Below are 25,987 nucleotides of genomic sequence, written 5' to 3' on the forward strand. Positions count from 1 at the left end.
AGCAGGAGCCCCTTCTGGCGAAGCCTGTCCGCCCGCCTGGAGGGGATGTTGATCAGGCCAGACCCTTGATGGCTTCGCCGATGGCCTTGAACATCTTGGCCAGCGCTTCGTTCATCTTGACGATCATCTGGATGAGGCCCATTTCCGTCTGGAACTTCATCTGCATGGCAGCCGTTTGCTGGATCTGGGCCATCATGTCGGTGCCGTCTTTGGACGCGGCTTGCGTGCCTGCGGCGCTGAGCTGGGCTCCGCCGTTTTGCAGCATGTTCAGGCCGGAACTCATGCCGACGTTGCCGGCGCCGCTGGAAGGAACGTTAGAAATGGACATAGTGCTCTCCTAGTTGTGCGGTTGCCCGCGTTTAAATACCACCGGGATTGGTGGCGGGTTGTTTGGAATACCCGACCATCGGGCACCCCGAAAAAAACTCAATTCGCTTGTCGCAGTGCCGACAGGAAAGTCAGCACGCCGTTGGCGGCTTCACGTGCGCTTTGCTCGGTGCTGGTGGCCATCACGTTGTCGAGCCAGGACTTCCATTCGGCATCGCCGCCCAACATCAGCGAGACGGCCATCGCGACCTTGGCGTTGTCGTCATCGGGGTTCTGCTCGACGTGGTTGCCCAGTTGCTCGCGGGCATAGCCCACTTCGCCACCCATGCCCACCGCAATGGCACGGCACATGCGGTAGAAGGCGGGGTCGTCGAGCGTCGCTTCCACGGCGGTGTTGACCACGTCGGCGTCTTCCATGCGGCGGTAGATCGCGCCCAAGAGCCCGACCGTCATCAGACGGCGGTAGACCTCGGGATAGCCACTGCCGGGCACCCCGGAAGGGGTGACGTCGAAGGCGTGCTGGGTGTAAGCGTTGTACATGTGCGTTCTCCTGTGCTCGGACCGCGTGACTCAGACCACCAGCGTGGCGCTGTGCAGGGTCTCCCACACGTGGCGCACGATGCGTTGCGATGCGTGGAAGCCTTCGAGCAGTTGCGTGATCAGTTGCCGCTCGGTGGCGGCAGCGCTGGTCAACATGGTTTCGGCGGACTGCGCCACCTCGGAGAAGTAGTCCAGCAGTGCTCGGGCGCGGTCGCCGCTGGTGTCTTCGGCCAGCGACTTCTCCAGATCAGAGAGGTCGCCGAATACGGTTTGCTCAAGTTGTTCGTTCATGATCGAAATTGCTCCGTGGATGGTTGGTTTTTCAACGGGGAGAAATGGCCCTCGCCTCACCTGTTCCCAATCGGTTCAGGCGCCAGCGAGAGGTGCTTGGCGCCGTCACGCGTCTGCACATACTTCAGGCCATCGGTGGACAACATCGCGCCCACAGGCACGGTATCGGGTGCGGGTGCCTCGGAGGCCACAACCTCGATGCCTCGCACCAGCGGCGCAAGATCGGCCGCGATGCGATTCGCAGCGGCGCGAACCTCGTCCAGGTACATGGCGCGCCCGCTGACTTCGAACACCCCTCGGCCGCGGTAGCTCGCCACCAGTCCCGAGGTGCTCAGTGCATCGGAAATGCTTTGCGCGATCTCCGACGCAGCGGCGTACCGGTGCTCGATGGACTCGGACGGAAAGCGCGCAAGCTGCTGGCGCAGGGTCAGCACCTCAGCGCTGTTCGTAAGCAGCCCCTCAACGACGACGCGCTCGGCGGAGGTCCGCACCTCCAGGTCATGCCATCCGGCGTCCGACAACAGGCGACTCACCTGATTCACCAGCGGCTCGGTCACCGCGTCTGCCTTCTGGGTCAGGGTGCCCTGCCAGGTCACTGCGCCGAAAGCACCGCCTGCGGCCAACGCAGCCACAGCGGCCACCGCCGATGCCATCCGTGTCCAGCTCGAAGCCGCGGCGTCACGCACCTCATGGGCAGCTTTTGCGATGGGGCGCATCAGGCACTCCAGCAGCTCCATGTCAGAAGGCCATGCCACACCCACGGGGCCCGCGCACAGCACCACGTCGCCGAAGCGGCGCGGCTCGAAGTCCGCAAAAGGCCGTGCCGAGCGATCTGCCATGTCTGCCTGATTCAAGGTGATGGTGAGCACGTTGCCTTCTTCCAGTAGTTCAAGTTCCAGGGGCTGTACCTGCCAGTCAACGAGCTGAATGTCTGCTTGCTCGTCTGCGGCGATTCGGTACTTCGATGCAGTCAAGGTTATTTGCACCCCAGCATGGCGACCAGTCAGAACACGAAGCTGCTTCATGATTCGCGAATCCCTCAATAGCCGTTGTTGTGCTGAACAGACTGCGCCTCGCGCTCATGGCTTTGAGCAGCGGATTCGCCCTGCGTTTGGGCGGCCGCAGGCACGCCGCCGGGCCGCAGGGACAACGACAACTTCAGGCGTGACGAATCCGTCGCAGGTTTGCTGGCCTGGGTGGTGCTGGCCTGGGTGGTGACGGTGCGGCCACCCACGACCTTGGGGGTAATGAGGAACAGCCGCTCCGTGCGCGACGTGCTGCTGCCATTCCATCGAAACAGACCGCCCACCAATGGAGCACGTCGCAAGCCCGGAACGCCGGATTCCTGCACCGTCGTGGACTCCACCATCAGGCCGCCAATCAGCAGACTCTCGCCTTCGCGCACATGGGCCTCGGTGCGGATCTCGGTCTTCCTGACCACGGGCACCTGGTCCACCAGGCTGGTCTCGAAGTTGCCGTCTTCGATGTAGAGCGACAACTTGATCTGATTGCCGCCTTCGTCTTCGATGACCTGTGGCGTGACCTGCATCAGCGTGCCCGCTTCGATCTGGAACAGGCGAGCGTCGAGATTGCCCGCCACGCGCACCGTGGCCACCCGCTTTTCCTTCATCATCGCGGGCCGGTTGACCACGCCCAGCAACGAAGGCTTGGAAAGCACCCGCGCCTTGCCCTCGCCCTGAAGTGCGTTGATGCGCATGAGCAGTTGGCGGCCCGCATCGGCCACCACCGTGCCTATGGAGAAGGTGCCCAACCCCGAGATCGTCTGCCCGCTGCCGGCCGGACCCGCCGCACCGGCAGGCGAGGTCACGGAAAATTGCCCCTTTGAACCCTGCAACGACCAATCGACCCCGAGTGAGTGCACGTTGTCTTCACTCACATCAATGATCATGACCTCCAGCTCCACCAGCATGGGCTTCTGGTCAAGCCGCTGGATCAGCGCCTCGTACTCGCGCATGCGGTGCGAACGCCCTTGCACGATGACGGAATTGGTGCCCTCGTCCGCTTCGAAGTTGGGCTGGTCTTCCTCGAAGTTGACCGGGCTTCGCAAGCTGCGTGTGCTGCGGGCGGCCCCTGATTTGTCTGGCGCGGGCATGCTCTCATGGGAGACCGAAGGCAGGTCCGGCATCATCTTGCCGCTGCCGTACAGCGACTCCATCGACCTGATCTTCAGGCTCACCGGGCGCGAGCCCTGAGATTCTCCGGCCTCTGACTCGGCGCTGTTGCGCGAATACAGCCCACGCAGAACCGACGCGATGCCCGGGATGTTCACCTCGCCCAGGGCACGGTCGCCTGCAGAAGCAAAACGCAATGGAAACACACGCACCACACGCTCGTTGCCTTCGGTGGCCCCCTGGTCCAGCGACTCCAGCGCCTGGGCAACCAGTTCGATGTGGCGCGGGGGCCCATAGACCAGGAGCGTGTGCTGCGCGTCGTCGAACCTCAGTTCAAACCGTTTGTCCCCGAGACCGAGCGACGCCAGCAGCCCCATGACTTCTTCGCGGCTGTAGCCCTTCAGGCGAAACAGGCGGCTCTGGATGGCACTGGGCGGATAGAAGTAAAGCGCTGTGCCATCGTGGTACCAAAGCACCCCGTAGGCTTTCGAAATGGCGTTGAGGAAGCCCTGCGGCGTGGTGTCGAAGTTTGCGCTGACCACACCTTCCACGCCATCACCCACCACGGCGGGCAAGCCCTGGCTGGCCGCGAAATCGCGCAGCACGTCCGCCAGGCGCTTGCCTTCAGCCCGGTAGACAAAACGCTGGGTGCCCACGGCACGCGCTGATTGAGCTGCACGGTCGTCCGCAACCCGCACGGGGTGCGGGCTTTGGGCTTGGAACTGTGCAGTTGCATCACTGCAGGCCAACAAGGTCAGGCAGGCCGCGACCAGCGCGCGATGGCGACCAGTGAATGCTGCCTTCATCACAGGGGCTCCGCATCCGGATCGTCCTCGTCAGGCTCTTCTTCCTGGAAGAACTTTTCCATGGCCTCCTTCATCATGCCCTGCCCGGCATTGAGTGTGTTGGACGCAAACTGCGTCAACACCTCATTCAATTCGTCGCTGTTTCCACTGCCCGCACTGCCCGAAGTGGCCGGTGCCGAAACGCCTGGCGCCGACGGGGGCACGCCGCCACCGGTGGACGGGTTCATCTGCGAGGTGATCAGGTTGAACAACTCCTGCGGTGACATACCGAAGTTGTTGGCCAGCTGGTCAAGCAGCTGTTGGAACGATGCGCCATCGTTGGACGGCGTGGTTGGGGGCGGCGACGAATAGCCCGCAGGGCTCGTGCCATTGATTGACAGAGACATGGTGGTTCCTCCGGATGTTGGGGTGTTGATGACCCTTTGAGCGTAGGAACGAGGACCGTCGTAACCGCCACCGCAGGCGAAGCCAGGTGCGGCACTGCGAAACCTGGTCGCATTTCCAAAACCGGCGTGTGCCACGGTTCGCATCGCAGCACACCGCTTCGCCATTGGGTTGTTGATTCAAGGGTTCTTTTTCAACACTTCCGACATGCCCAATCCGCCACGTCACGTGCGGTTGTGCAAAGGGTCTTTGATCGGCCGCCACGCGGTCACCACTCACAGGAGCATTTCCATGCAAGCTGCCCAAACCATCGCCGGTTACGCCGACCTCTTTTCCTCGCTGCAATCGGTACAGGCAACCGTACAGACGCAAATCGAGCGGTTCCAGCGACTCATGACCGACATCAAGCTCGCTGCCGGCGCGCACCCGGACGAAGCGGGCGCGCGCGCCGTGGGCAACGCAGCGCTGAAGCTGCACCGTGCACATGCACTGCTGTACGGCGCTGGCGAGGCCAGTGCTTCGGTCACCTCCCCACAAATCCAAACCGATCCCGCCAGCGAAGAAGTCGATCTGCAACACGCCCTCGGCGAGTTCTCCACGCTGCTGTCCCACAGCCAGAACACCTCACGCGAAGTGACCGCACTGCTCGACGGTGTCGAGCAGGAAATTGCGCAGCTGCGCAGCCCGGCCAACTGACGGATGCCCGGTGGTGATCCACCATCGACCACTGTGGCGGGTGGCCTGCCTGGCTGCCCTGCTGGCCTCCCCCAGCGAAGCCGCAGTGCGCTACCGCTGCGAAATGCCCGACGGCAACGAACTCGTGGCCATGCAGGACCTGTCGGCGAGATTCGGCGGTGCGGTGCGCCGCTGCACCGCCTTTGAAACATCGGAACCCGAAGCCGTTCCCACGGTGTTGCGCACCGACGGCATCCTGCCGGGCCTGGAAAAGCCCATCCGCCCGCGCCCCCTGCGACCCGTGCACAGCGCAACACCGCTGATGCAACCCCTGATTCAGCCGCCGATGCATCCTCTGATGCCGCCTTCCGTCCTGGACCTTCAACCTCCGGGTTTGAGGTCCATGGTGGCCGCGGCCAGTGCGCGTCAGGGCCTGGACCCCCGCCTGGTGGTTGCGCTGGTGCAAGTGGAGTCGGCCTACCGACCGCATGCACGATCGCCCAAGGGCGCACTGGGGCTCATGCAAATCATGCCCGCCACGGGCGCACGCTACGGCGTGGACACACCCCAAGCACTGCTGGACCCAGCCACCAACATCGACGTGGGCACGCGCTACCTGCGCGACCTGCATCGGCTGTTCGATGGCCAGATCGAACTCGTGCTGGCGGCCTACAACGCGGGCGAGGGTGCGGTCAAACGCTACGGCAACCGCATTCCCCCCTACCGGGAAACGCAAAACTACGTGCGAAAGATCCTGGGCCTGTACCGAGACCGATAGCGGGAAGGCGGCGTGGGTCGGCAGCAGCGCCGTTTCACGCCGCTACGCCTGAACGTTCGCGCCGATGGTCGCAAACGCGGACATTGCCTTGGCGCTGAAAGGGGGTGTCATCGCGCCACGAGACCAGCTTCACGGGATCTCGTCGCGCCTCCCCGCGTCCTGCCGCGTGCGACTGCCTGCACCACCCATTTCGGTGTCGGGATTTGCAGCAAGGGTGCCTGCCTGCTGGCTGTTCGTCGCTTCGCGAACCGCCGCATTCGCCTGCCACGTGCCGCCGATCGTCTTGTATTTCAGCCCCTCGTAAGCTGCCTCGATGATGTTCATTGAAGCGTTCTGCGCCCACTCTGGCGCATCCTTCATCGCAAAACCCACGGCACTGAATATGGCGTTACCCGCACCGATCGCGGTGATTCGTGCCGGGGTCTGGTCGAGCACGCGACCATAGTCCCTGTCCTCGGGCTTCAGGAATTTCAGTTTCGGGTCCCATTGCTGGATGGTTCCCGATTGGCTGGCCTCTTGCTGGGTCACCGAGAACCAGTCCGCTGCCTCGACGGCCGTATTGATGGCCGCCTTGACGGCCGAGACGCCTGCCTTCGCCATCCACGCCTGCCCGTGCGACAGCTCCGTGCTGTTGCCGCGCAACACGGCATCCGCTGTCGCGGCGTGCGGCGTCAGCGCGGGCAGGTAAGAGTGGCCGTAGTTGCCGATGACGTTGGCGAGGGCATAGAACTTGGCGGAAGCCGTCATGTGCGCTCCACTCACCCCGCCTGTCGTGGGAGCCGCCGTGTTGACCATGCGGAAGCTGGCCTGCAAGGAGTCGCGCACGCCGCTGTACAGCAAGGCCTTGAAGTCCGCAGCGAACAGCTTCACCGCCCGCTCGGTGTCGGGCTGGTCGGCCCTGGCGGCGAGCATGCCGACGGCGACCTGGGTCGTCGACGCCATGATCTGCAGGTTCGTCACCATGCGGGAATGATCTTGTTGCTGTTGCCGCAGCTTGACCTTGTCCGCCTCCGGCAGCGCATTCCATTGGGGTTCCGACATGGCATGGAAGCCACGCGCCGCGGCCTCGGGATCGCGGTTCTCACGCGCACGGCGTATGAACTGGGCGCCCACGCCGATCACCCCCATCCCCACCTGCAAGCCGAGGGCGTGGTCCGGCGGCATGTGACGCATCGACAGCACCAGGGTCTCGGCCATCATCTCCCGAAGAAAAGTCGGCACGCCCACCGTCACCGACTGATGGATCAGGTGACCGGCCGCTGCGCCGACTGCGCCGGTGGGCGGCTTCAGCAGGCGCAGCGAGGCCCCTTGCGCGAGCACCTCCTTGCCCACAGTAGCGGCCGCCTGTCCTATGGCCGAGCCCGTTGCGAGGATGGCGTTTCCGGCAGCACCGCTGGCTGCACCAGCGAGGGCCTGCACCGCACCCATCGACGAACCGATCAAGGCACGCCAACTGCGCTCGGGCGGCGGCGTGGCCGTGGGCGAGGCTGGCAGGCTGATGTCGAGCGGGCCGCTGAACGGGACGGCAAGGGAATTCTGGTCGATTGAGCGAAAAGACCCCAGGTCGATGCTCTGAAACGATGCCTTCGACTCGCTGAATCGATTCGATCGTTCACCCGTAGGCAGCAGCGCAGAGCTGTCATGCTGAGCGCTCGCAACGGGGCGGATTTCAGACGACACACGCGACCCCGACGCGTACGAGGTCGACGGATCTTGCGGCAGCACCAAGCCACGACGCGGAGGCATGCCTGCCTCGGACGCCATGGGCTGATGGCGTTCCCGCAAGCCCTCAGGAACCGCCTGTGAAATGGAGGGCCCGCCTCGGTCCGTGGTGCCTCGAGACGGCGGCAGTACGAGGTCATCAGGCACAGAGGCAGATCGGCCCGAGCCGGAAGGTGGGAGTTTCGAGATGGTCATGCCGCCCCCTTGGATGGCACCGAGGCGGTGGCTTCACCGGCCCCTGCAACCAACATGTTTGCCATGGCGGCAAACTGCCGAAGCCAGCCGGCGAAGAGCCCTGCGTCTGCCATGGCAAGCGACCAGCGGCACATCAATGCAGGCCCGGTGAGCGTGCGGCCATAAGCAACCCCGGCTTGAAGCAGCAGTGCAGTGCAGGCGCGAAGCGCAGCCGTGCGTCGCTCCGGTGTATCGAACCAGTCAGCGGGCAGTGCGGTGGACAAGACCAGGACGTCTTCGTCGGGGGTCGGCGCCACCGCAATGCTGCGGCTCTCCAGTTCGATCACGCCCGTGCGTGCCGCTTCGGCGGCTTGCGCTGGCGAGGCGCCGAGCCAAGTGGCGGCTTCGTGCAGGAGTGACAGCACGGCGCCGGACGCTTCGAGCTCCTGTTCGGCTTCACGCGTGGCGGCGCTCATTGCGGTGCTCCCTTGCCCTGCGCCGCACCGAGCGACGCGCTGACGCCCTCGCGCACAGCCCGGCACATGCCGACCATGCCATCCACGCGACCAGCGAGGAACCGCGCGTCGAGCAAATCGGGCGGCAAAGGCGCGACGAGGACGGCGTCACTGCCGTCTTCCAGACCGAACGCCCAGTCGCTGAGCAGCATCGCCTGCGCGTTGGCCAACAGCAGCGCGTCGGACCACGCGGCGTCACTGACACCGGAGGGCGCCGCAGCCCCCAGGCAAGCGACCCACGGCCCATCGTCTGGCCCGGCTGGCAGCACATGCAGCGCGAAGTCTTCGATCAACGTCGATCCCACTTCAGCGAACTGCTGAGCGATCTGCTCGCTGGCTCCGAGCAATCGGGCCGCATCTCTCATGCAGGCCCTGCGTTGCGGAGAAAGGATCGGCCAGTTTTGCGAGTCAGGTGGGGGTGGTTGACTCATGTTCCTGTTTCCATGGGTTGGTGAGGGGCATGAAATAGGCGATGGAGCGGGGCAGCGCACGAGCCTGAAGCACTCAGCACCGGCATTTCAGGGCTTACTCTGAAGCCATGTCCATGTCGTGCCAGGCAGGAGCACGAAGCAAACGGTGACGACACGAAGCACGCGGCGGCGCCGCGAGCCGCTGCAGCCAGTCAGCCATTGTGGTCAGCGCGTCGGCTGCGGCACCAGGGCGGCCAGCGCGGTTCGAATCAGATCGATGCGCTTGGCCTCGTACGAGTTGCTGTACAAGCGCTGCTTGTTGTTCTGTGGATCCCGCCGCGCGGTCATGTGGGATGTCCAGCGTTCCAGCAGCGTCTGGCCTTCGCGATTGACCACTGGGTCCCGCCCCGCCTCGTCCCGCAGGAACAGGTTGTTGATCAGGTCGTTGCCGGAGGTCGAGTGCTTGAAGAAGGAGGGCGGCAAGGCGGCCGCAGACAAGGCGACGACGTTCTCACCTGCCCCGCCGTTCATGTTGCCCAGCGCGGCGCCGTGCAGTTGCGCGATCTGGGGCTCTGCGGCCATCTTCCGGGCTGCCGAGAGCGCCATGACGACGCATCCGTTGTCCGTGCGCTGGGTGGTGGAGCATGCCACGGCAAGGTGCAGTCGCACCTGCTCCTCGGGCATGTGCTCGCGCAGCACCTCGCCGATGCCGCCGAGAATGTTCTGCCACGCGTCGACCAGTTTTGAAGCTTCCGAAGCCGCATCCATGCTGTCGACGAGGATCAGCGAGGCGTCATGCGACGAGGCCGAGCATTGCACACTCAGCGCGTAGCGATGATCTCGGTCACCGTCGTCGATCACCATGCGCCAGGCATCGCCTTTGCCCAGACCATTCTGCAAGCGCTGAGTGAGTTGGTACTCCTGGATCCAGTTGGAAGTCTCATCCCTCATGACCTCGTCGTGTACCAGCCGAAGACCCGGATCGGCTTTGTTGAGGCCTTCGATGATGAGTGCGAGATGTTGCTTGTCCTCGTTGACAGGCGTCCGGTTTTGCTGGTACGCGGCCTCCAACTTCTCCAGATAGTTGGCGAGGCCAGGATGCAGCTCAGCCGCGAGCTTGCGGTCAAACTTCGGCCCGAGCTGGGCGTCCAGCGCCCTGGCCTTGGCCTTGGCCTTGGCCTTGGCCTTCGGAATGGATCGCACAGGCATGGCGGCTTCTTCGGCTGCGCCATCGGTGCGTGGACGGCGCGGCAGCCCACTGAACGCCGCGTCGTCGGGAAGCAAGCGCTAGCGCGAGGGGGCCGAGGCCGGCGTGCCGGCGCCCATCGACAACGTGTGCAGGGGCAACGAACCGGGTACTGAATGGACGGGTGTCATTGCGAGGGTCGGTTGAGGGTCACCTCGATTACAGCAACGCATCGCAGGTCCGCCGCACTGAATGCGAAAAACGGAGCGTTGAGATGAAAGCTCAGCACGGCTACTCAGGCGAGGCGACGCGCGGCTTGACCTCGTAGGTGTCGTCGAGGTCAGACTCGGGCGCGGGTGCCGGTTTGCTGAAGTTGGCGAGATAGGCATCTCCATAGTCGGCGAGAACCTGCGCGTGGGGCCTGTCGTCGCCCGCGGGGAACAGGTTGTCCAGCGCCACCAGGGCCACGGCCACCTCGTTCCGGTGCTTGCCGTCCTTGTCGGTCAGCGCCAGATCGAAGGGCAGGAACAACGCGTTGATGCGTTCCTTGTCGTAGGCGGGTTCGGGGTGTTCCGGGTCGGGCCGGCGCAGCGCGGTGTTGGCGAAGGCCATGCTGTTGGCCGAGCCCAGGCCGGCGAAGGTGATCTCGGTTCGCTTGCTCGGCCCGCTCCAGTTCGTGCGGCCGCGCTGGCGTTGTTGCGGCAACCGGCCCGCATCCAGTGCGTAGTGGTCGCTGTCGGGGTGTGTGGCGAGCGCCTCCTGGCGCTGGCGTTCGTTTTCCAGTACCGCGCCCATGTAGAAGCCCAGGATGCGGCCGTTGCTCAGCGTGGGGGATTCGGCCGGGTCGCTGGGGCGCGGAACGAACAGGCCGTATTGGCCGATCAGTGCCTGCTCGTGGTCTTGCACGTATGCCGCGCTCAGCTTGATCGGCAGGCAACGCGGGTTGGCGCTCGGCTGCTCGCGAATGAGCCGCTCGAACTCACGCTGCGCATCTTCGGTGAGCGCCTTGACCACGTCCGGGAGCTTGCGGGGATCGAGCTGCAGCCGCGGGTCGCTCTCACACAGCTGCTGCAAGAACGTGTGCATCTCCTGGCCGGCCACCTTGAGCTTCTTGAGCTTCACGTTGGGATCGCATTTGCCGTCGGCACCGGCGTAGCGCGGGTGCGCCCGCTCAGGGTTGTTGCGGTCGCGCAGCGGGAACTTGTCGTCGTTGCCCGGCACGGGCTCCATGCGGTGGTGCACGATCACCCCACCGCTCTCGGCCAGCTTGGACGCCCACTGCGGCGCATCGCCGGTGAGGTCGCACACCTGGGCGACTTCTTCGTAGAAGGCGGTGCGCGCCTGGTCGAGCTGGGTTTCCACCAGCAGTGGCACGCGCACCGCCGGGGCGAGGTCGATCGGCTCGGGTTTGACGGGTCTGCCGGCTGGCACGGGCGGCACATCGTCGACGGGATCGGGCTCGAGGTTCAGGTCGAACACCGGTCGCGATGGTGCAGCAGCGGGTCCTTGCGGGTCGGGCGCTGCGGATTGCGCGGTGCTGGCCGACGACTGGCCGCGAGGCAGGGCGCCGGGCTGCAGCAGGGCATTGACCTCCTGGAGCAGGCGGAAGAAGTCCTGTTGCTGCTGCGGGGCGGTGAACTCGTTCAGGACGGCCCCGAGTTCGTGATCACCGCGCCAGTTGCCGGAAGGGGCGATAAACCGAGACAAGCCCGGGAAGCTTGGCTCCGCAGCCTCCAGGGGCATGGTGCCCTGCCGGATCTGCAGGATCAATCGCGCCAGCTCGTGCTGCCGAGCCCCGAAGTTGTTCAAGGCCAGGGGCGTTGCGACGGGGGGCGGGGCTGCACCGGGGGCGGGGCGTTTTTGCTGGGGCTTGGCGATCGCCGCTTTGAATCTGTCGGCCACCTGTCGATACTGGGTGGCTCGCCTCCAGGGCCTTCAGCTTGTTGTGAAGGCTGTGGGCGTTGGTATTGGAAGCGGCCGGTTTCGTGGTGCCGTCCGGTTTGAACATGAAAGAGAAGCTGCGCATCCCCTCGTTTTGGGAGACTGCGGCCGGCGTTACCCCATCGTTCTTGACGGCGTTGATCATTGGAATGAGCTTCTCCAGCTCGCGTGCGTACCGCTCCAATTGCACCGGCCGCGTCGGCAGGGCCGCCTCCGCTTCGAACCTCGCAGCCAGCTGCCGATGCTGAGGCTGGGGGCTCTGCAGGAGGGCCTGCAGCTTGTTGTGAAGGCTCTGGGCGTTGAAGCTGGAAGCAGCTGGCTTCATGGTGCCGTCCGGTTTGAACATGGCTTTGAAGGCGCCCATCCCCGCGCGTTTAGTGACTGCCGACACCGTTGCCCCGTTCTTGACTTCACGGATCAGCGGGATGAGCGCCAACAGGTCGTTGGCATTTCGTTCGAGAACCTCCGGTGACAAGCGGGCCAGGTGCGCCGAATTCACCACCGGTGCGGCAGAGCCGGCGCTGGCGCGTGCGTCACCCATCCCAGCGGTTCTTTGCACCTCAGGCCCGTGCCGTGACGACGTCGCCAAGGTGCTCGAACCCTGCGCGGGCCGTGCGTGCTGCAACGGCGGCAGCTCGGTGGGCCGATGAAAGAGCACGCCCGATCCGCCCCCAGGCGCGATGGGCGCGGCACCTGGGGCACGCGGCGGCAGCGTGGCGTTGCGCCGCGGGGGGCATCACGGTCTTCTCCTGGCACATGCCCGGCGCTCGTGCGTCGACGCAGCGCCTCAGGGGCTTGCAGTTCCGCAGCTGCTCTGCGCTGCGGCGAAGCAGACGGGCTCGGTTCGTTCGAAGGCGAGGACGGCGAGCGACTCGCCGAGCCTCCTGCCTGGCCGATTCCTGTCATGCGTGGTACTTTCTCGGTGAGAAGCCTCTTCAACGCTGCTTGCGACCTGAGGTGTTCTTGGGGCCATTCTTTCGATCCGGTTCTCACCCGAGAGGCTGAACGCGAAGTCACGGACAGAAACGAGAAGCGCAGCAGGCTGCGCACCTTGGCGTTCTCCCTCGGGCGCTCCTCAGTGCATCAAACCGTCGCCCCAGCCCCGCCGCCGGGGGATGGTAGGTGTCTACCGGCGCAGCCGGCAGGCGTCACCGCTGGCCTGGCGGCTCACCTCCACGCTGTCCAGCTGCTGCCCATAGTGCGCCTCCATCGCGCGCCAGATGAAGGCGCACAGGTTCTCCAGCGTGGCCGGGCCCAGGTCGGCCACTTCGTCAAGAAGACGGTGGTCCAGTGCGTGGCGCAGGGTTTCGATGTGGCCGCGCAGGTGTGCCAGATCGACCAGCATGCCGCTGTCCGGATCGGGCTGACCCGCCAGCGTGACGTTGGCGATGTAGGTGTGGCCATGGATGCGCAAGCTGGGCTCCACCTCGACCTTGCGGCGCAAGGTGTGGGCGGCCTCGAAATAAAAGCGCTGACTCAGTTCGTATCTCATCTCAATCCATCTCTCAACTCAATTCACATGCTTCGGCGACACCGCGCCGCACATCAGCGGGGAGAGGAAGTCAAATCCCGCCTCCGGAGCGCGTGCCTCTTCCAGCACACGCCGAAGATCCGGCTTTGCCGGTCCAAGGGCGTGGTCCCCCTGGGGGGAAGCCGCGAAGCGGCGCAGGGGGGTCACCTGATCCCAATGACTTTGTGCGTCTGCACCGACAGCCGCCAGCGCGGATCGGCCAGGCACAGCGCGGTGGCCAGCTCGGTGTTGCGGCGCGCCAGCGGGCCGTCCATGGCCTGCAGGAAGTGGTGTTCAAAAGGCAGCCCGGCCAGCGCGTCCAGGTCCAGCCCCTCTTGGGGCACCACCACCTTGAGCTCCTGCCCGCGCGTGAGCACCAGCGGGGCGCCGGCCTTGGGGCTCACGCACACCCAGTCCAGCCCGGCGGGCGGCGCCAGCGTGCCATTGGTTTCCACCGCGATCGTGAAGCCGCGCGCGTGCAGTGCGCTGGTCAGGGCCTCGTCCACCTGCAACAGCGGCTCGCCCCCGGTCAGCACCACCAGGCCGGGGGCCGTGCCAGCGGGCCATTGCCCGGCAATCGCGTCGGCCAGGGCCCCGGCGGTGGCGAACTTGCCGCCCAGCGTGCCGTCGGTGCCCACGAAGTCGGTGTCACAGAAGGTGCAGACGGCGCTGGCGCGGTCTTCCTCGCGCCCGCTCCAGAGGTTGCAGCCGGCAAAGCGGCAGAACACCGCGGCGCGACCGGCGTTCGCACCCTCGCCCTGCAGGGTGTAGAAAATTTCCTTGACGCTGTAGGTCATGGTGAAAGCCGGGTGGGCCGCGAAACAGGCGGCGCCCGGGGTTGTGTCGAAGAGGCCGGTATTGTCCGCCACCAGTGGCCAGCGTCCGGTAGGTCCCCACAATGTCCGCATGACCCTCGAGCACATGCGCGCACGCGAGCCCAGCAGCCTGCCGATCATGGGCGTTGCCGCACAATGCCGTCTGACAATCTCCACATACCGATCCGTCACCCATGCAACCCCCCACCATCGCCACGCTCTATCCCGCGCTGCTCCATGCGCACATCGCTCTGGTGGTGCTCAGCGTGAGCCTGTTCGCACTGCGTTGGGTTGGAGTGTTAACCGGTGGCGCCTGGCCCATGCAGCGCCGCACGCGCGTGGTGAGCATGGTGTTCGACACCGCCTTGCTGTGTGCCGGCGCCACGCTGTGGTGGCTGCTGCAGCTCAACCCGCTGCAGCAGCACTGGCTGGGTGCGAAGCTGGCGCTGCTGGTGGTCTACATCGTGCTCGGCACCTTCGCGCTCAAGCGCGCGCGCCGCTGGGTGGGCAAGCTGCTGTTCGGCCTGCTCGCATTGGCAGTGGTGGCACAGATGGTGGCGATTGCACATACCCGAAACCCGATGGGATGGCTGAGCCTGTGAACCCACCCGTCGCGCCCGAATCTTCGTCGGGCACGCGACTGCATGCGTCGCGCACGGTGCGCTGGCTGCTGTGGACCGCGGGCACGGTCTCGCTCGTGCTGGGCCTCATTGGTGTGGTGCTGCCTGGCCTGCCCACCACGCCTTTCATCCTGCTCAGCGCGGCCTGCTACGCCAAGGCATCGCCGCGCCTGCACCGCTGGCTGACCCACCATCGCTTGCTGGGTCCCATGGTGCGCGACTGGGAGCAGCACCGCAACCTCACCCGGCGCACCAAGACGGTGGCGCAGGTGTCGATGGTGCTGATGGTGGGCCTCTCGGCCTGGGGCCTGCGCGAGCGACCGGTGCTGCTGGGGGTGGTGCTGGTGGCCGCCGTCGTGGGCGTGTGGGTGGTGGCGCGCATTCCGACACGTCCTGCCCCGCCCGGCGAAGGCTGAAAACGCCCTTCGGTTGCGCCATAAGGTGCGCTTAATGTGCACCGACCACGATGACGTCCATGCGCTCGCCCCCTGTCCTGGCGAGCATGTCCAGGAGCGTCTTCCATGCAAACATCCCCGTGGCTCATGCCCGTGTTTCCAGCCTCGCCGCTGCGCCTGCCGGCCCCGTCGAAGCGGCTGAACGTCCACCCTGCGGGTGACCCGCGCAGGCCCGAGGTCGAGGCTTTCATCCGGCGCGTCTTCTCCGCGCGCTTCGATGCCAGGGTCGAGCATTTTGCGCCCGTGCTGGTGAGCCTGAGCGACCCCATGAACGGGCGCATTCTGGCGGCCGCGGGCTACCGCGCGGCGGGAGAAGCACCGCTGTTTCTGGAGAACTACCTTCATGAACCGGTGGAGCGGGTGCTGTCGGGCATTGGTGGCAACCCCGTGGTGCGCGACGGCATTGTGGAGGTTGGCCACCTGGCTGCCGACCAGCCTGGCGAGGGCCGACGGCTGATCTTCTTGCTGGGCCAGCACCTCGCCGACGAAGGCGCGCAATGGGTGGTGAGCACGCTCACCGACGCCCTGCGTCAGCTGTTTGTGCGGCTGGGCATCACGCCGCTCGCCCTGGGGCGCGCCGACCCCAGCCGGCTGGGCGCCGCTGCCGCCGCGTCATGGGGCAGCTACTACGAACACGAACCGATCGTGCTGGCCGGGCAGTTGCCACAGGCCTTAAAAAGCCTGGCGCGTCGCGAGGCCCGCCAGCGCCGCAACGGGAGGACAGCATGAGCGCCGCAGTGCGCAGCACGGAGGGAAATCCTATGAGCGCAGCACGATCCTCTCCCGCACTGTTGGGCCTGCACAGCGTCATCACCCACCCCGAACTTGATCACGCCACCCGTGCTCTGGCCGAGCAGTTCGTGGCCAGTGGCACGCGCGTGCTGGCCAACCTGCTTGACAACGGCCCGGCCTGGGTGATCGCCGACCGCGCGGTGTCGCTGGCCGGCCTGGTTCATGTGCCGCTACCCGTGTTCTTCACGCCCTCGCAAATCGGACACGCCTTGCAGGCCGCGGGTGTGGACACCCTGCTGGCTGCGAATGGCATACCCATGCCATGGCCCGGCGCATCGTCCCAGCCCCTTCAACTCGCCGGTTCCGAGCTGGTGCTGCATCACCGTGCCGTCGAGCCCGTGTCCCTGCCGCTCCACACCGGGAAGATCACCTTCACTTCCGGCACCACGGGCACGCCCAAGGGGGTGTGCCTGTCTGACTCGGCGATGCAGCAGGTGGCGACCAGCCTGGGCAAAGCGCTCGCACCACTGGCCATCGAGCGCCACCTGTGCGCGCTGCCCCTGCCCGTGCTGCTGGAAAACATCGCTGGCGTGCTGGCACCGCTGTCACAAGGCGCAGCCTGCATCGTGCTGCCACTGGAACAGGTCGGCCTGAGCGGATCGTCCCGCTTCGACCCGGCGCGGCTGCAGGCGGCCGTGCTGGCCCATCGGCCGAACAGCATGATCCTGTTGCCCCAGATGCTGCGCGCCTGGACGTTGTGGTTGCAGCACACGGGCCAGCGCGCACCGGCCTCGCTGCGCATGGTGGCGGGGGGCGGGGCTGCGGTGGGGGCGGCCACGCTGCTGGCCGCCCGCGCGGTGGGCATTCCGGCCTTTGAAGGCTACGGGCTGTCAGAAGGTGCGTCGGTGCAAACGCTGAACCTGCCCGGTGCCGATCGGCCAGGCAGTGCAGGGCGCCCGCTCCCACACAGCCGCGTGCGCGTCAACGCCCAGGGCGAACTGGAGATTGCCGGCAGCCTGATGACGGGCTACCTTGGCGCAGCTGAAGCCGTGCCGGCGTGGTGGCCCACGGGCGACCTGGGCCATATCGACGGCGACGGGTTCGTCCACGTCATGGGGCGCAGCAAGCACCTGCTCATCACCGCCTATGGCCGCAACGTGTCACCCGAATGGGTGGAAACCTCGCTGTGCGCGCAGGCCGGCGTGGCCCAGGCCGTGGTGTTCGGCGACGCACAGCCCGCTCTGAGCGCGGTGCTGTGGCCCCTCTTTCCCGAGATCGCCGATGCCCAACTGCAGGCCACCGTCGACGCGGCCAACCAGACCCTGCCGGACTACGCCCGCGTGGTTCGCTGGGTGCGTGCACGTGCGGCGTTCCAGCCCGACACCGGTTTGAGCACCGCCAACGGGCGGCCGCAACGCAACGCCATCGAGGCCCTGCATGCCGATGCCTTATTTGAAACCCCCGCCGGCACCCCCACTGCCGTCGCTTGAACAAACCCCAAAGGACTCACCATGACCTTCCACCAACGCCTGATCCGCGACACCGAAGCCGATCGCCGCGCCATGCTCGAAGCTCCCATCATTCAGGGTTGCCTGAACGGAGTGGTGTCACTGCCGAGCTACCTCGCCTTCCTGACCGAGGCCTACCACCACGTGCACCACACGGTGCCCCTGCTCAAGGCCTGCAAGGCCGCCCTGCCGCCGCACCATGCCTGGCTGGAGGGCGCCATGGACGAATATGTCGAAGAGGAACAAGGGCACGACGAATGGATTCTGGATGACATCCGTGCCTGCGGCGGCGACGCCGAAGCCGTGCGCAACGGTCGCCCCGCTCATGCCACCGACGTGATGGTGGCCTGCGCCTACGACACCATCGCACGCCGCAATCCGCTGGGCTTCTTCGGCATGGTGCATGTGCTCGAAGGCACCAGCGTGGCGCTGGCCCTGCTCGCCGCCGACCAGATCCAGCACGCGCTACAGTTGCCCGATGCGGCCTTCAGCTACCTGCGCTCGCACGGCACGCTCGACCAGGAACACACGGCTCATTTCGCGCTGCTGATGGACCAGATCCACGACCCGCAGGACCAGGCCGACATCGTGCACGGCGCGCGCAGCTTCTACCGCCTTTACGGCGACGTGTTCCGCGGCCTGCCCCTGCCGGCCCTGGCAAGCCAGCCGCAACTGGCCGGAGCATCAACATGAAACCCAGCCACGCCCGCGTGCTGCTCACCGGCGCCACCGGTGGCATTGGCCAGGCCACGGCGCGCGCGCTGATGCGGGCTGGCGCGTCGCTGCTGCTGGTGGGGCGCTCCGAAGGCGCGCTGGACGAGATGTCGCGCCAGCTCACGGCCGCCGGCGCCTCAGCCTCACGCGTGCGATGGATCGCGGCCGACCTCACGCAGGCCAGGGACGTGCAGCGCCTGGTGATTGAGGCGGCGCGGCTGGACTGCAACGTGGTCATTCACGGTGCCGGTCTGCCGGCGTTTGGTGCTTTTCAAACGCTTCCAGCGGCCGACATCCGCAGCGTCCTGCAAACCAATCTGGAAGTGCCGGTGCTGCTCACCCAGGCGCTGCTCCCCCGCCTGCTGACACTGCCGCAGGCGCAGATTGTCTGCGTAGGCTCGGCGCTGGGCCGCATGGGTCTGCCCGGATTCAGCGTCTACAGCGCCAGCAAGTTCGGCCTGCTCGGGTTTGCCGAGGCCCTGCGCCGCGAGCTCGCCGACACCACCGTTCGGGTGCAGTACATCGGCCCGCGCACCACGCGCACGCGCTTCAACGCGCCCGCCGTGACCGCCTACAACCGCGCCACCGGCACCAGCGCGGACACGCCCGAGTTCGTGGCCAATGCCATCGTGCAACTGCTCACCGACGGCACGGCCGAGCGCTTCCTGGGCTTTCCGGAACGGCTCGCGGTGCGCCTCAATGCACTGGCGCCCGCCTGGTTCGACCGGGTGTTCCGAAAACACGCAGCCCACCTGCGCAACAGCCAGAACCCCACCCCCACCGCGCCATCCACCCCGTTGGCGCGTCATTGATCCGCATCGCCCTCAAAGGAGTTTCACCATGTCATCCATTCGATCCCATTTACCTTCTCTGCCCATTGCTCAACGCCGTCAATGGCTGGCTGCCTTCATGGGCGCAACTTTGATGCTGCTCACGCCCTTGTCGCACGCCGCCCCGGTGGACGACGCGGTGCAGGAACTGCAGCAAGGCTGGGAATCCATCCGCTACCAGGCACCGGCCAACGAACGCGAAAAGCGCTTTGAAGCGCTGGCCACCCGCGCCCGGGAACTGAGCACTTCGCTACAGGGCCGGGCCGAACCCCTGATCTGGGAGGGCATCATCGTCAGCTCCCTGGCCGGTGAAAAGGGCGGCCTGGGTGCACTTCCACTGGTGAAGCAGGCCAAGGGCCTGTACGAAGCGGCGCTGGGCATCGACCCCAAGGCGCTGGACGGCTCGGCCTACAACAGCCTGGGCGTGCTGTATTACAAGGTGCCGGGCTGGCCCATCGGTTTCGGCAACAAGACCAAGGCCGACGAGCTGCTGCGCCAGGCACTGGCCATCAACCCCAATGGCATCGATCCCAACTTCTTCTATGCCGAGTACCTGATCGAGACCAAGCGGCCCAGCGAAGCGGTGCTCTACCTGGAAAGTGCGCTGAAGGCGCCAGACCGCCCGGGCCGCTCACTGGCCGATACCGGTCGCAGGGAAGAGGCGCGCCAGTTGCTGGAGAAAATCAAGGCTCAGTGAAACCTGCTGGGGATGGGGCGGGCCCCCGTCCCTGCGCAGATCTCAGCCCGCGCGCCGCGCCAGCACCTCGAACGCCGGCAGCGTCTTGCCTTCCAGCACTTCAAGGAACGCACCACCGCCAGTGGAGATGTAGCCCACGTCTTTCTCGATGCCGTACTTGGCAATGGCGGCCAGCGTGTCGCCGCCACCGGCGATGGAGAAGGCGCTGCTCTCGGCAATCGCCTGCGCAATCACCTTGGTGCCGTTTTCAAACGCGGCGAATTCGAACACACCCACCGGGCCGTTCCACACAATGGTGCCGGCCTGCTTGAGCTGCCCGGCCAGCTTGGCGGCCGTCTCTGGGCCGATGTCCAGGATCAGGTCGTCGTCGTCCACCTCGGTGGCTTTCTTGACCATGGCGGGCGCATCGGCCGCGAAGGCCTTGGCGGTCACCACGTCGGTGGGGATCGGCACCTCGGCGCCGCGTGCCTTCATGGCCTCGATCACGGCCTTGGCTTCACCGACCAGATCGGCCTCGGCCAGGCTCTTGCCGATCTTCAGGCCGGCGGCGAGCATGAAGGTGTTGGCGATGCCACCGCCCACGATCAGGCCGTCGACGTTTTTCGCCAGCGCCTGCAGGATGGTGAGCTTGGTGCTGACCTTGCTGCCGGCGACGATCGCCAGCAGCGGGCGCTTCGGGTTGGCCAGAGCCTTGCCGATGGCGTCCATCTCTGCCGCCAGCAGCGGGCCGGCGCAGGCGATGGGCGCGGTCTCGGCGATGCCGTAGGTGGTGCCTTCTGCGCGGTGCGCGGTGCCGAAAGCGTCGTGCACGAAGATGTCGCAGAGTTTGCCGAGCTTGGCAGCCAGTTCGGGGCTGTTCTTCTTCTCGCCCACGTTCACGCGGCAGTTCTCCAGCAGCACCACTTCACCGGGCGCCACAGAGAATTCACCATCGACCCAGTTCGAGACCAGCCGCACCGAGCGGTTCATGAGCTGGCCCAGACGCGCGGCGATGGGCGCCAGCGAGTCTTCGGGCTTGAACTGGCCTTCGGTGGGGCGCCCCAGGTGGCTGGTCACCATGACCGCGGCACCCGCATCCAGCGCCATCTGAATGGCTGGGATGGAAGCGCGGATGCGCGTGTCTTCGGTGATCTCGCCCGCATCGTTCTGCGGCACGTTGAGGTCGGCCCGGATGAAGACGCGCTGACCGCTGGCGCGGCCGCTGGAACAGAGGTCGGAGAATCGGATGAATTGCATGGTGGTGCCTTGAGCGGACAGCGGTGCTGCGGGAATGTGGGAACGCAGGTGACAAACGTGCAACGCAAATTGTAGGCATTGCTGCCGGGGCGGCGGCTGCGGCAAGGCGGCGCGGTCAATCCAGGCGCGGGGGTAGGGCCACGGGAGCCTTGGCGCAGGTGCCGGTGAGCCACGCCCGACCTCGGCTCCAGCGGTGGACAACGAGCCAGGCCACCACCGTGGCCAACAAGGCACCGGTCAGCACATCGACCGGAAAATGCAGGCCCAGCGCGAGGCGGCTCCAGCTGATCAGCACGCCCACCGCCAGCAGCAGCGCGCCTCCGACCGCATGTGGTGCAGACAACCAGCCCACCACGCCCAGGGCCATCGCCACGCTGGCGTGGCTGCTCGGAAAACCGGGCGAGGGCGCATGCGCCAGCCAGAGATGCCCCAGGCCCGCGACATACGGCCTGGGCATCGGCAGCGCCCACTGGATGCCACGCGCCAGCAGCCAGGCCAGGGCCATGGCCAGCAACATCTGCCGCGCCATGCAGCGCCAGCGCGGCTGGCCCACCGCCGCCAGGCTGAAGGCAAACACAAGCACCCAGGCAGGCAGTTGGACCGTGGCGAACCGCGCCAGCGACAGGCTCCAGGCGCTCGCCGACGGCGACAGGTTCAACCAGAGGAACAGCGTCTGATGAAAGTCGCTCATGGTTGCGCACCCGGGTGACCGGAGCGCCCGCCAGAAGGTTGCCGAGGGGGTCGCTGCATGGACTGAAGGTCTCCAACCGTGTTGTGAACCTTCAGGACCTTAAACAGCCAAGCTTATGCAGCGCTTATGTCGCACCGCATCACGGGAAACCCCCTGGATTTAAGCGGGCACTAATTTTTCCAACCCAGCATCGGCCTTGACCCATCGGTCACCATGAGTTTGTTCATGTTTTCCATACCTATCTCAGGAGGTTTCCCCATGCCATCCACTACAGCCACCGGGCGCTACCGCACCTCATCCATCGCCTTGCACTGGGCCATGCTGTTGCTGCTGGTGGCGGTGTACGCCAGCATCGAATTGCGCGAGCTGTTCCCCAAGGGCAGCGACCCGCGCGAAAACATCAAGGCCTTGCACTTCATGCTGGGCCTGTGCGTCCTCGCGCTGGTGATTCTGCGCGTGGCCCTGCGCTTCTCGGCGCCGGCACCGCGCATCGAACCCGCGCCTTCGCGCGTCCAGCAACTCATGTCGACGCTGATGCACGCTGCGCTGTATGGGTTCATGCTCGGCATGCCACTGGCGGGCTGGCTCTACCTGAGCGCCAAAGGCAGCCCCGTGCCGTTCTTTGGTCTGGAACTGCCAGCCCTGATGGGCAAGGACCTTCAGTTCGCAGCGCGGATCAAGGAGTGGCACGAAACGGTGGGCGAAGCCGGCTACTGGGTCATCGGCCTGCACGCCGCTGCCGCCCTGTTTCACCACCACGTGATCAAGGACAACACCTTGCGGCGCATGTTGCCTTCGCGGGGCTGAGAGGTCTTTCGCCTGTGCAGCCAAGCCGTCTCGGGCGCTCGCAGACACGCACCGGCCAACTGCACCGTCGACCGCATCACGTTGGACACAGCGCTGACCAGGGTCCCGCACGCCTCTAAACTAAGCCCATTTGCTGGGAGGAGATTTCGTGAACAAGCTGTGGTGTGCTGCCATTCTGGCCGTCTGGATGGCGTCTTCCCGGGCTTCTGCAGACAGCCTGCGCTCAGTGGGCATCAAAACCAATGACAAGACAGGCTGCGCCTTGTCTGACGGAAAGACCGTCATTGGAAGCACCATCCACTTGATGGCAGATGCTTACGGGAATCATCCGAAATTGAAAGATGAAACCATTCTCGAGATCATCACCGCCGCCATCAAGGTCGGCTGCAACCTCCATGAAGCGAACCCATCGGGCCTGTCGCCCCTGAATTCGGCCATTCTTCTCAACCAGCCCGTGCTGGTCAGGCTTCTCCTGGAAAGTGGCGCCAATCGAAACCTAAAAATATCTGGTTCGAAGGCATTTCTCACCGGCAAGGATTCCTTCGGCCTTTATGAAATCCTCAAGTCCAGAAAAGACATGGCTGAAATTGGCAGCCTTCTCGAGCGACACCAGTGAATGCATGACCGGCGCATGGACGACAAGCACCTGGGGATCTTCCCGTTTGCCGAAACGGCACGAGCGTTTTGCGACTGGTGCGAAGGGTCACAGAAAGCCATCACAGACCGCAGCGCGGCCTACTGGTTAGGGCGACTGTATGCAGAGGCGCTGAATCTTCCCGAGGTCGGTCAGGAAAACGATTGGGGGGTTCCCGATCTTCCAGCCCAAGGTCTCGAAAGGGCAGAAGCCAACCTAACTTCCTTCTGGGGCCGCCACTACCGAGAGTTCTTTGACCCTGCGCCGGAGCTTTCCGATCTGCCCGGCATGGGGGACCTTGGAGACGACCTCATGGACACCTACCGGGATATCCGCGCAGGGCTGCTGTTGTTCGACACAGGCAGAGAGCTTGATGCGCTGTGGCACTGGTCCTTCATGCACCGCATCCACTGGGGCCGGCACGTAGCGAGTGCACTCTATGCGCTTCACTGCTTGAGCATCTCGCGGGTGGAGTGAGACGCAAGTCACCAACACCCTTCATGCGTGGCTGCGGCAGTCGGCCACCTGTCTGATGAACACCCCGGGGCGAGTTGTTCGGATCAGTATCCGAGGCGCTGGCTAAACAAGCCTTATCACCATCGATACGGCAGCGACTTTTCATCGAAGCCCACTCATGCGTCATTGCCATGCGTGTTCCATCGGAAGGTGAAACGTGTGGTCATGGGCGCGACGGCACCATCGCGCTCCAGCACGGCGCCCATCTGTTCCGCAATGCGCTCGACCAACCTCAGCCCCAACCCCAGCCCGGCAGCAGGCGATGCGGCAACGGGTACCGCACCAGGGCGCTGACCGTCGTCGCTGACCGACACCCCCACCGCGCTCTTCTCCCGCCAGACCACCACCTCCACCTGGGTATCAGGTGGGGTGTGACGCAGCGCGTTCTCGATCAGGTTGCGCAGCGCCAGTTCCAGCAGCAAGGCGGGCGTGCGCACCGTCACCCCGGTCTCGGGCTGCACCAGCGAAAGGTCGTGTCTGTTGTCGTGCGCCTGCTGGGCATGGGCAGCAATGAGCGAAGCCGCGAGCACACCCAGATCCACCGGCTCGTTGTTGTGCACGGGCTCCGCGGTACCCAGGCGATGGGCGCGCGCAAGGTCCAGCAACTGCGACAGGATGCGGCCGGCGCGCAGCGCTTCCTGTTCCAGTTGCGCCAGCCGTTCGGGCGTCGCTTCCAGCCTGGCCGCACGCGACTGGAGCGCAATCGCAGCGAGTGGCGTGCGCATTTCGTGGGCCACGTCGGAGGCGAACTCCCGCTCGCGCTGGGCGCGGGTCTGCAAGGTGTCGACCAGCGTGTTGATGGCCGCCACGGTGCTGGAGAATTCGCGGAAGCGGTGTTGGGTATCGAGCCGCTGGCCTGCAAAACCGTCAAGTGCCGCCACCTCGCTGGAGAGCTGGTCCAGTGGACGAAGGCCGCGCCGTATCGCCCACCACAGCACCAGCGCCACCAGCGGCAGCACCAGCAAGGCGGGGCGGGCCACATGTTCGGCCACATCGCGGCCCAGGTCGTAGCGGTGAACCATGTCCATCAGCACTGCCACGCGCCGATCGCCTTCGGCCGTCTCGCCCACATACATGCGCCACGCCACCGGTTCTCCCGGGCCTTTATGGGTCACGGTGGACAGGCCGGGCGCCGGTGGCACATCAAGCCCGAGCCCGGGTGCCAGTCCGTGGGTATCGGTGATCAGGCGACCACCTTCCCATTGCAAGACCGCCAGCTCCAGCACATAGGCCTTGACGGGCGGCAGGTTCAAAGGGACGGCTTCCGCCTTCTGCGCGCCGCGAGCCGCGTGCAGCCACAAACGGGAGGCCGCCACCAGCTGGCCATCGGTGATCTCCTCGGCTTCGTGGTGCCCGGTGTACCAGGCCACGGCAATCAGGGTCATCCACACCACCAGCAGTGCGCCCAGGGCCCAGGCCCAGAGGTGGCGCCACAACGGTGGAAGCTGCTTTGCAGGCATGGACAAGGCCATCAGCGCGCGCGCTCCGGGCTGGCCTGGTCATCGCGCGGAATGAAGTACCCCACGCCGCGCACCGTCTTGATAAGCGCCTCTCCCAGCTTGCGGCGCAGATGGTGCACATGGACTTCGATGGCATTGCTTTCCAGCGCTTCACCGAAGCCATACAAAGCCGACTCCAGCCGCGACTTCGACAGCACCTGCGGGCGCGCCTGCAACAGGGTGAGCAGCAACGCAAACTCCTTGCCGCCCAGGGCGACGGGTTCCCCTGCACGCAGCACCGTGTGTGCGGCCGGGTCCAGCACCAGATCCCCGTGCTCGATCACCGGGTTGCTGCGCCCGCTGGCCCGACGCAGCATGGCGCGCAATCGCGCCTGCAACTCGTTGGCATCGAACGGTTTGACGATGTAGTCGTCGGCGCCACTGTCGAGTCCGCTGATGCGGTCGCTCACCCCGTCGCGCGCCGTCATGATCAACACGGGCATGTCGTGGTGCGGCAGTGCGCGCCCTGACCTTGCACCTGTGCTGGGCTGGCGCAGACGCGCCAGCAGATCCAGCCCGTCGCCGTCGGGCAAGCCCAGATCGAGCAGCATCACGTCAAAAGGCTCCGCCTGCAGCGCACGCCAGGCACAAGCCAGATCGTGGCACAGGTCAACCGCATAACCGGCCTGACGCAAGGAAGCGGCCAGCCCGTTGGCGATGCCAGGATCGTCTTCCACCACAAGTGCGCGCATGAGCAGGTGCGGACGCCTTCGCGCCCACGAAAGGAATTGAAAGGATTATCCGGCGCAGACCCCTCCCGGGCATTCGGACCGCCAGACCTTGGCCATTCTGGAATGCCCGCCTTAAGGCGCACTTAAGTGACGCCGGGTGCAATCGCGCCC

General features: G+C 65.6%; 30 protein-coding genes. 12 read left to right on the top strand and 18 right to left on the bottom strand.

Translation table 11 applies throughout. The features are described 5' to 3' along the window. Positions 1 to 52: 52 nt before the first annotated feature. The 6 genes from J2W49_RS09545 to J2W49_RS09570 form a co-directional block, all read right to left on the bottom strand. Complete coding sequence (locus tag J2W49_RS09545) at positions 53 to 328, bottom strand: hypothetical protein (RefSeq protein ID WP_310314882.1); 276 nt, start codon at positions 326 to 328, stop codon at positions 53 to 55. A 98-nt stretch (positions 329 to 426) separates the two neighbouring features. Continuing rightward, complete coding sequence (locus tag J2W49_RS09550; RefSeq protein WP_310314885.1) at positions 427 to 867, bottom strand: hypothetical protein; 441 nt, start codon at positions 865 to 867, stop codon at positions 427 to 429. A 30-nt stretch (positions 868 to 897) separates the two neighbouring features. Beyond that, entirely contained in the window at positions 898 to 1,158 is a 261-nt protein-coding gene (locus J2W49_RS09555) for a hypothetical protein (protein ID WP_310314888.1), read from the bottom strand. Between the two features lie 56 nt (positions 1,159 to 1,214). Continuing rightward, positions 1,215 to 2,183 carry an HrpD5 family protein gene (gene hrpD5, locus J2W49_RS09560; protein WP_310314891.1) on the bottom strand — a complete coding sequence of 323 codons (969 nt, stop codon included), beginning with the start codon at positions 2,181 to 2,183 and terminating at the stop codon, positions 1,215 to 1,217. Positions 2,184 to 2,197: 14 nt separating this feature from the next. Continuing rightward, positions 2,198 to 4,096: a type III secretion system outer membrane ring subunit SctC gene (gene sctC, locus J2W49_RS09565; protein WP_310314893.1), complete on the bottom strand. Its 1,899-nt coding sequence runs from the start codon at positions 4,094 to 4,096 to the stop codon at positions 2,198 to 2,200. Further along, positions 4,096 to 4,482, bottom strand: a complete 387-nt coding sequence (locus J2W49_RS09570) for a hypothetical protein (protein WP_310314895.1) — start codon at positions 4,480 to 4,482, stop codon at positions 4,096 to 4,098. The genes sctC and J2W49_RS09570 overlap by 1 nt, the downstream gene beginning before the upstream one ends. A gap of 289 nt (positions 4,483 to 4,771) precedes the next feature. On the opposite strand from J2W49_RS09570, the gene J2W49_RS09575 reads away from it, so the two are divergent. Further along, a complete protein-coding gene (locus tag J2W49_RS09575; RefSeq protein ID WP_310314897.1) occupies positions 4,772 to 5,176 on the top strand; it encodes a hypothetical protein in 405 nt (134 codons plus the stop codon). Between the two features lie 10 nt (positions 5,177 to 5,186). Beyond that, on the top strand, positions 5,187 to 5,933 hold the full coding sequence (locus tag J2W49_RS09580; RefSeq protein ID WP_310314899.1) for a lytic transglycosylase domain-containing protein: 747 nt from the start codon (positions 5,187 to 5,189) through the stop codon (positions 5,931 to 5,933). A 129-nt stretch (positions 5,934 to 6,062) separates the two neighbouring features. On the opposite strand, the gene J2W49_RS09585 is transcribed toward J2W49_RS09580, so the two are convergent. The 8 genes from J2W49_RS09585 to queE all read right to left on the bottom strand — a co-directional run bounded on the left by J2W49_RS09585 (position 6,063) and on the right by queE (position 14,188). After that, entirely contained in the window at positions 6,063 to 7,679 is a 1,617-nt protein-coding gene (locus J2W49_RS09585) for a hypothetical protein (RefSeq protein WP_310314902.1), read from the bottom strand. Positions 7,680 to 7,846: 167 nt separating this feature from the next. Continuing rightward, positions 7,847 to 8,305: a hypothetical protein gene (locus tag J2W49_RS09590; RefSeq protein WP_310314905.1), complete on the bottom strand. Its 459-nt coding sequence runs from the start codon at positions 8,303 to 8,305 to the stop codon at positions 7,847 to 7,849. Further along, positions 8,302 to 8,775 (bottom strand): hypothetical protein, encoded by a 474-nt coding sequence (locus J2W49_RS09595; protein WP_310314907.1) that lies wholly within the window; start codon positions 8,773 to 8,775, stop codon positions 8,302 to 8,304. The genes J2W49_RS09590 and J2W49_RS09595 overlap by 4 nt, the downstream gene beginning before the upstream one ends. A 204-nt stretch (positions 8,776 to 8,979) precedes the next feature. Further along, positions 8,980 to 10,038: a YopJ family acetyltransferase gene (locus tag J2W49_RS09600; RefSeq protein ID WP_310314909.1), complete on the bottom strand. Its 1,059-nt coding sequence runs from the start codon at positions 10,036 to 10,038 to the stop codon at positions 8,980 to 8,982. A gap of 193 nt (positions 10,039 to 10,231) precedes the next feature. Then, complete coding sequence (locus tag J2W49_RS09605; protein WP_310314912.1) at positions 10,232 to 11,647, bottom strand: hypothetical protein; 1,416 nt, start codon at positions 11,645 to 11,647, stop codon at positions 10,232 to 10,234. After that, entirely contained in the window at positions 11,607 to 12,422 is an 816-nt protein-coding gene (locus J2W49_RS09610; RefSeq protein ID WP_310314914.1) for a hypothetical protein, read from the bottom strand. The genes J2W49_RS09605 and J2W49_RS09610 overlap by 41 nt, the downstream gene beginning before the upstream one ends. 585 nt (positions 12,423 to 13,007) lie before the next feature. Then, entirely contained in the window at positions 13,008 to 13,373 is a 366-nt protein-coding gene (locus J2W49_RS09615; RefSeq protein WP_310314917.1) for a 6-carboxytetrahydropterin synthase, read from the bottom strand. A gap of 182 nt (positions 13,374 to 13,555) precedes the next feature. Further along, positions 13,556 to 14,188: a 7-carboxy-7-deazaguanine synthase gene (gene queE, locus J2W49_RS09620; protein ID WP_310314920.1), complete on the bottom strand. Its 633-nt coding sequence runs from the start codon at positions 14,186 to 14,188 to the stop codon at positions 13,556 to 13,558. A 212-nt stretch (positions 14,189 to 14,400) separates the two neighbouring features. Between queE and J2W49_RS09625 the strand changes: the two genes are divergently transcribed. The 7 genes from J2W49_RS09625 (at position 14,401) to J2W49_RS09655 (ending at position 19,762) form a co-directional block, all read left to right on the top strand. After that, positions 14,401 to 14,808 (top strand): SirB2 family protein, encoded by a 408-nt coding sequence (locus J2W49_RS09625; RefSeq protein WP_310314922.1) that lies wholly within the window; start codon positions 14,401 to 14,403, stop codon positions 14,806 to 14,808. Continuing rightward, positions 14,805 to 15,242 (top strand): YbaN family protein, encoded by a 438-nt coding sequence (locus tag J2W49_RS09630; protein WP_310314925.1) that lies wholly within the window; start codon positions 14,805 to 14,807, stop codon positions 15,240 to 15,242. The genes J2W49_RS09625 and J2W49_RS09630 overlap by 4 nt, the downstream gene beginning before the upstream one ends. A gap of 105 nt (positions 15,243 to 15,347) precedes the next feature. Then, positions 15,348 to 16,010, top strand: a complete 663-nt coding sequence (locus J2W49_RS09635; RefSeq protein ID WP_310314928.1) for a thermostable hemolysin — start codon at positions 15,348 to 15,350, stop codon at positions 16,008 to 16,010. Positions 16,011 to 16,042: 32 nt separating this feature from the next. Continuing rightward, a complete protein-coding gene (locus tag J2W49_RS09640) occupies positions 16,043 to 17,503 on the top strand; it encodes an AMP-binding protein (protein WP_310314930.1) in 1,461 nt (486 codons plus the stop codon). 21 nt (positions 17,504 to 17,524) lie between these two features. Then, on the top strand, positions 17,525 to 18,214 hold the full coding sequence (locus tag J2W49_RS09645) for an iron-containing redox enzyme family protein (protein ID WP_310314932.1): 690 nt from the start codon (positions 17,525 to 17,527) through the stop codon (positions 18,212 to 18,214). After that, positions 18,211 to 19,047, top strand: coding sequence for an SDR family oxidoreductase (locus tag J2W49_RS09650; RefSeq protein WP_310314935.1), 837 nt, complete (start codon positions 18,211 to 18,213; stop codon positions 19,045 to 19,047). Before J2W49_RS09645 ends, J2W49_RS09650 begins: the two co-directional genes overlap by 4 nt. A 28-nt stretch (positions 19,048 to 19,075) precedes the next feature. Beyond that, entirely contained in the window at positions 19,076 to 19,762 is a 687-nt protein-coding gene (locus tag J2W49_RS09655; RefSeq protein WP_310314939.1) for a tetratricopeptide repeat protein, read from the top strand. A 42-nt stretch (positions 19,763 to 19,804) separates the two neighbouring features. Here the strand turns inward: J2W49_RS09655 and J2W49_RS09660 are convergent, their stop codons facing one another. Further along, complete coding sequence (locus tag J2W49_RS09660) at positions 19,805 to 20,998, bottom strand: phosphoglycerate kinase (protein ID WP_310314942.1); 1,194 nt, start codon at positions 20,996 to 20,998, stop codon at positions 19,805 to 19,807. A 115-nt stretch (positions 20,999 to 21,113) separates the two neighbouring features. After that, a complete protein-coding gene (locus tag J2W49_RS09665) occupies positions 21,114 to 21,689 on the bottom strand; it encodes a phosphatase PAP2 family protein (protein WP_310314944.1) in 576 nt (191 codons plus the stop codon). 258 nt (positions 21,690 to 21,947) lie between these two features. On the opposite strand from J2W49_RS09665, the gene J2W49_RS09670 reads away from it, so the two are divergent. From J2W49_RS09670 to J2W49_RS09680, 3 genes are all read left to right on the top strand, one after another. Further along, a complete protein-coding gene (locus J2W49_RS09670) occupies positions 21,948 to 22,496 on the top strand; it encodes a cytochrome b (RefSeq protein WP_310314946.1) in 549 nt (182 codons plus the stop codon). Positions 22,497 to 22,644: 148 nt separating this feature from the next. Further along, entirely contained in the window at positions 22,645 to 23,112 is a 468-nt protein-coding gene (locus tag J2W49_RS09675; RefSeq protein WP_310314949.1) for a hypothetical protein, read from the top strand. A 15-nt stretch (positions 23,113 to 23,127) separates the two neighbouring features. Next, positions 23,128 to 23,607 carry a DUF5063 domain-containing protein gene (locus tag J2W49_RS09680; protein WP_310314951.1) on the top strand — a complete coding sequence of 160 codons (480 nt, stop codon included), beginning with the start codon at positions 23,128 to 23,130 and terminating at the stop codon, positions 23,605 to 23,607. Positions 23,608 to 23,762: 155 nt separating this feature from the next. Here the strand turns inward: J2W49_RS09680 and J2W49_RS09685 are convergent, their stop codons facing one another. Both J2W49_RS09685 and J2W49_RS09690 read right to left on the bottom strand, forming a co-directional pair. Then, positions 23,763 to 25,106 (bottom strand): sensor histidine kinase, encoded by a 1,344-nt coding sequence (locus J2W49_RS09685; protein ID WP_310314954.1) that lies wholly within the window; start codon positions 25,104 to 25,106, stop codon positions 23,763 to 23,765. A gap of 11 nt (positions 25,107 to 25,117) precedes the next feature. Further along, on the bottom strand, positions 25,118 to 25,837 hold the full coding sequence (locus J2W49_RS09690; RefSeq protein WP_310314955.1) for a response regulator: 720 nt from the start codon (positions 25,835 to 25,837) through the stop codon (positions 25,118 to 25,120). Positions 25,838 to 25,987: the final 150 nt, after the last annotated feature.

The organism is Hydrogenophaga palleronii, assembly GCF_031457455.1.
GTDB lineage: Bacteria > Pseudomonadota > Gammaproteobacteria > Burkholderiales > Burkholderiaceae_C > Hydrogenophaga > Hydrogenophaga palleronii_A.